At 50.8% G+C, this 5,488-nt stretch carries 4 protein-coding genes; 2 read left to right on the plus strand and 2 right to left on the minus strand.

Features of this window, described 5'->3' with window-relative positions; translation table 11 throughout:
* The coding region (locus IQ235_RS17585; protein WP_502652926.1) for a P-loop NTPase family protein at positions 1-679 on the minus strand (679 nt) is incomplete at its 3' end.
* Between the two features lie 306 nt (positions 680-985).
* Between IQ235_RS17585 and IQ235_RS17590 the strand changes: the two genes are divergently transcribed.
* Both IQ235_RS17590 and IQ235_RS17595 read left to right on the plus strand, forming a co-directional pair.
* Entirely contained in the window at positions 986-1,624 is a 639-nt protein-coding gene (locus IQ235_RS17590; protein ID WP_264322727.1) for a DUF2062 domain-containing protein, read from the plus strand.
* Between the two features lie 45 nt (positions 1,625-1,669).
* A complete protein-coding gene (locus IQ235_RS17595; RefSeq protein ID WP_264322728.1) occupies positions 1,670-3,943 on the plus strand; it encodes a serine/threonine-protein kinase in 2,274 nt (757 codons plus the stop codon).
* 179 nt (positions 3,944-4,122) lie between these two features.
* Here IQ235_RS17595 and IQ235_RS17600 read toward each other — a convergent pair whose 3' ends face one another.
* Positions 4,123-5,208, minus strand: a complete 1,086-nt coding sequence (locus IQ235_RS17600; RefSeq protein WP_264322729.1) for an RRXRR domain-containing protein — start codon at positions 5,206-5,208, stop codon at positions 4,123-4,125.
* Positions 5,209-5,488: the final 280 nt, after the last annotated feature.

A 5,488-nucleotide genomic window follows, 5' to 3' on the forward strand; every position in this document is an offset into this window, starting at 1 on the left:
TGAGTCCAGTGCGCAACAGTTCCCCCCGACCTGCCGTGGCTTCGAGGCGATCGATCTCCAAGACAACACCATCGATTTGCCCGGCAATCTCCAATTCATCCAAAGTCGGTAAATCTTCCTCAAAATCCACTCGCGCCTCAATCTCAGCCAGAACATCCAAACATTGCCCCCGCAACTGACGAATCGGTTCGGCAAGCTTTCCTTGCAACCCAGCTAGAGCAAACTGAGCGGCATCGGGGGATTTCGCCCCCACTAAATCGGCGATACTTTCAGCTTGAGTGAGATCGAGTCGTCCGTTAGCAAACGCGCGCAGGGTAAACTCCCCAGGTCTGGCCAAGCGCGCACCCGATTCCAAACACAACTGCAAAACCTGCTGTACCGCCATAATTCCCCCGTGACAGTGAAACTCCACCACATCTTCTCGGGTATACGATCGCGGCGATTGCATCAGCAGTAAGAGGGCTTCGTCGATGAGTTGTTGTGTCTGGGGATGGCGAATGTAGCCGTAGAGAATCCGGTGAGTTTCCCAAACTTGCCGACCTGGGGCGTGAAATAGGGTTTTGGCAATCTCGATCGCCTCTTCCCCCGACAGGCGGACGATGCTGACGCTACCCTGTTGCGGAACCACCGCCGTCGCGATCGCGGCGATCGTATCACCCTGTTTCCATCCGTATAACATTCTGTGTAATCAATTTTTAAAGAAATGGGTTGGGGAACTCCTCCTCTTAGGAAGGATTAGAAATTTCTGATAATCTAAATTAAAATCAATTTTAATGCCCAAATCATCAATTTTTAGTTGGATTTCCCGTTTTCTCCATCTCATCCTCTCTTTTTCTCCAAATCTCTATCGATGGCGGATCGCCCCCGCCCGAGTCACTTTGACCATCGGACTTTGGGGTAAACTTCCCCCCAGATTCATGCCAACTTTACATTTGGAAACACTATAAGATACTTATACAAGATTTCGCGCCTCGTGCGAAGGAAAATGCAATGGACCCCAAAGGTGATGAAACAACGCTCTTCTCTCCCGCAACAACCCTCACCGAATCCCAGGGCGATCGCCCCCCGATTTCGATCGAGCTACAAAAAACTCCTCCGATGCGGAAGGTACTGGTACTGTCGCTTGACTCGCACCAAAGCCTCTACGGAATATCTCGCCCGAGGTCTTGCCGTGGGAGTATTCGCAGGCTTTTTTCCCCTCTTTGGCGCTCAAACGGCGATCGGAGTACTCTTGGCGATTCCGCTGCGGGGTCACAAACTCACCGCCGCTTTAGGAACTTGGGTTAGCAACCCCCTCACCTACATCCCGATATTTTGGTTCAATTTTCGCGTCGGAAACGAGTTGCTTGGCGCGAAAGTGAGTTTCACACCGGAGAGTTTGCAGTCGCTAGAGGCTTTGTTAGAGTTGAAAGAGGAGTTTATCGCCACATTATTAGTTGGGTGCCTGGTTTGCGGACTGGTCGGGAGTGTTTTTAGCTATCTTATCGCCGCAGGATTCATTCGTTTCTGGCGAAATCGACGAACGCACAAGGAAGATCGTCGCTGCCGTCTGGATGTTTCGGCGATCGAACCGACAACGGCGACGGTGAATTCCCACCCCTCGAATAGTATCGATCTATCCTGAACCCACCTCGCGTTGCTCCTGTGCTCTGTCATCGAACGGCTCGCCATGAACCACTCCGATTCCCAGAACTCCTTGTCTAATTCTCGATCGAAAGTGACCGGAGAAGCTGCGGCCATCGGTCAACTGCTCAACAAGCGCTATCGCATCATTAAAGTACTCGGTTCTGGCAGCTTCGGTCCCACCTATCTGGCAGCCGATACCCACCGTCCCGGTTTGCCCCATTGCGTTGTCAAACAACTCTGTCCCTACGCCAGCGGTGTGGAATCCTTGCGCACGGCGCGGCGACTGTTCCAAAAAGAAGCAGAAATCTTAGAGAAACTGGGCAAACACGATCGCCTTCCCCAACTGCTGGCTTATTTTGAAGAAAACCACCAACTTTACCTGGTCAAGGAATTTATTCCCGGTCATCCCCTCACCGATGAGATCGTCCCCGGTCATCCTCTGACATCATCGGAAGTCGGGGAAATTTTGCGATCGGTTTTAGAAATTTTAGTTTTCGTCCACGGGCAAGGGGTGATTCATCGAGACATCAAACCCGCCAACCTGATTCGCCGTCAGGAAGATAAAGCTTTAGTTCTCATCGATTTTGGCTCGGTCAAAGAAATCGGCAACCTCATCAATGGAGATCGAACGCGCACTGTCGCGGCGGGAACCCCGGTTTATATGCCCGTGGAGCAATTCCAAGGCAATCCCCAATTTAACAGCGATTTGTACGCCCTCGGGACGATCGCGGTTCAAGCACTCACGGGTTTGTCCGCCCAGAGTTTGCCAAAGCTGCAAAACTTAGAGAGTCGGGTTTGCTGGCGCGATCGATGCCAGGTTGAAGCGGGATTGGCCGATATTATCGACAAAATGGTTGAGTATTCCTCCGGACAGCGCTATGGATCGGCGAGCGAGGTTCTGTCGGCCCTCGACGAGATGGAAGCGGAGGTGACGAGGATGCCATCCTCGACCGCATCTACGGTGAAAACCGATGCATCGAAAGCTTCGATCCTCGTGCGAGCGATTCCGGGAAGTTCGTTCCACCCACAGCAGAAGCCGTCGAGATCGTGGATTTTGCGTCGGGCAGGACTGGGTGCGGTGGTGTTGATTCTGTTGGGCGCAGGCGGATGGGGTCTGAAAATGTTGCCGGGTTTGGGTAATGTGGAGAAACTCTACTTGCTCGGAGAGGAAAAGATGACCGAGGGGGATGAATCTGGGGCGCTGGCGGATTTCGATCGGGCGATTTCGATCGCCCCGGAAGAAGCGACGGGTTATTACAAACGCGGCAATGCCCACTACGATTTGGGTAACCTAGACGAGGCGATCGCCGATTATACTCAAGCCATCCAACTCGATCCGACTCAGGTAGACTTTTATTACAATCGGGGATGGGCCAGATCTCAGTTAAAGGATTTTCAAGGGGCGATCGATGATTTCGATCGGGCGATCGAACTCAAACCAAACGATGCCGATGCCTTCTACCAGCGCGGGTTAGCAGCATACGATTTGGGAGATTATCAAGCGGCAATTAACGATTACACCCAAGCGATCTTGTTCGATGCCGAAAATCCCAATGCCTATCAAAGTCGGGGATTAGCTTATTCGGCCCTGGGAGATAAGCAAAAAGCGATGGCCGATTATACTCAAGCCATTGCCGTCGATGCCGAAAATCCCATGGCGTACTACAGTCGAGGGCGCGCCCGATACGCTTTAGGAGATTATACTGGTGCCCTCGAAGATTACACCCGCACCCTCGAACTCGACGATCGAAATGCCGATGCTTATACGAATCGGTGCAGCGTTCAGTTGAACTTAGGGAAATACGATCGGGCGATCGCTGATTGTACGCGGGGGCTAGAAATCGACCCTCGGGCATGGGTAGCCTACAGCAATCGCTGCGTCGCCCGGTATAACTTGCAGCAATACCCAGAGGCGATCGAAGATTGTACCCAGGCGCTGGAATTGAGTCCCAACCACGCCAAGGCTTATAGCAATCGGGGCATGGCGCGAACGGCACTCGGTCAAATCGAAGCGGCGATCGACGATTATACCCAAGCCATTCGCCTCAACCCCCACGATGCCGTTGCCTACAGCAATCGAGGCTTAGCTTACGCCGAGTCCAAAGACTACCGCAAAGCCATTGAAGATCAAACCCAGGCGATTCGTCTCAATCCAGAACTGGGGGTGGCATATTTCAATCGAGGGACGATCCGGCGGCAAATGAACGATCGCCCTGGGGCGATCGAGGATTTTCAACGGGCGGCTACCACCTGTCTCGATCGAGGGATGGTCAGTTGTTACGATAACGCCCAATCTGAGATCGGACAGCTCAAGTAGATCGGTCAATAGCGATCGCCCTAACCCAGGCGATCTTCCCAATACTCACAACGCTGTTCCGCGAATTGATAATTTTCCGGCTTCCCCAAGAAATACTCCATATCTTCGGTCATGTGAACTCCAGTGAGTGGAAACCACCATCTTTTAAGTGGTGGATGAAACGAACGGCAAGCGCGGCTTTAGCCGCAGATCCTTTGGGGAATTAAACCTACAGATCTTTGCAATAAACGTACTTTCTTAGCTGAAAACTGTCCTAGTCTTTTCCAATCAGTATTGCTTACAGAAACTTGCGTTTTTGTGTCACCACTGACCCATCCTCGGTAAGTCTTTCCAGCGCGAGTTGCTTCAACGTAATCACCTTTACGAAATCCGTGGATCGTCGTTGTACCACCATACTTACGGCGATTACCGCCTTCAGAAAATTGCAATAAATGCAATTGACGACGCGATACCGGCAGTCGTGAAACAACCATGAAGGGTGCTTCAGTGACATTAGCCGTAGACTGGTCTACAAGCTTTGTCCGTCCCAAATAATGAACAGTTCGAGTTTGGAATGGGATCGAAGCTAAAGCAATGGCATCGTTGGCATGAGTTTCTACTGTTTGACGGCTTTTGTCTTGTTTATCTTTGGTTAGACCTACCTTCTTTCGCGTGTCTGAAGTTTCCCAACCAAATCTGGTTTCAACTTCTACAGACTTAGCCAACTGATTAACCATCCAGCGCTGACCCACCATAACGGGGGAAAAAGACTTGGAACCGTTAGCCTTAACAATCTCGTAAACAACTTTTTCGATTGGAAAGAGATTAGTTAATTCAGAAAACACTCGCAATTCAAGTTCGCGATTTGCACGGATAGATGGTGCAAGCTTAGATCCCCAGCGATTATCGAATCGTTTTTCGCGATGGTTTCGCAAATTAAAAAGGCGATTACGGTTGATTCGACGACTTCGCCGAGTGCGGCGCATCATTGCTCTCGTTTCCATGCGCTTTTTAACACGCTTAAAAGGTAGGACAAGATGTCCAGTCCAGAGAGTTGTTTTTGCGGATTGTACAGCCATCCCAGTAAACATTTTTCCAGGATCAATTCCTGCAACAATATTTTGAGAGTGGTTGCCAGATGGTTGCTTAATAAGCTGAATTGCAAAGATGTTAAGGTCGTTTTGATGGATTTTGGCTTTTCCATCACGGAGCCAACGACGGGCACGAGATGGTTTAGATGGCATTAACGGAATGCCATCTGGAGAAATAACGGGGACACGTTGCATGGAGATAATCCTCACGTGAAAAAAGTACTGGGAGTGTTAACTCCGTCCCTTCGACCAATCTGTTTAAGATGTCTGGGCTTTAACCCACACTTCACAACTGAAGTTTGTAGATAAACCGGGCTAGGGAAGTACCCGGCAGTACGTGCCAAAACAGATCTCGGCGGGTTGAGTCGAGGGGGAATATTACTTCCCGCCCCTCTCAGTTAGATCCGGACGTGCCTGTTTCCATGCATCCGGCTCCCGACAATCTAGGGCTTTAATCCTTTGCTCATGTGGATGT

It is taken from the genome of Zarconia navalis LEGE 11467, assembly GCF_015207075.1.
Taxonomy (GTDB): domain Bacteria; phylum Cyanobacteriota; class Cyanobacteriia; order Cyanobacteriales; family Geitlerinemataceae; genus Zarconia; species Zarconia navalis.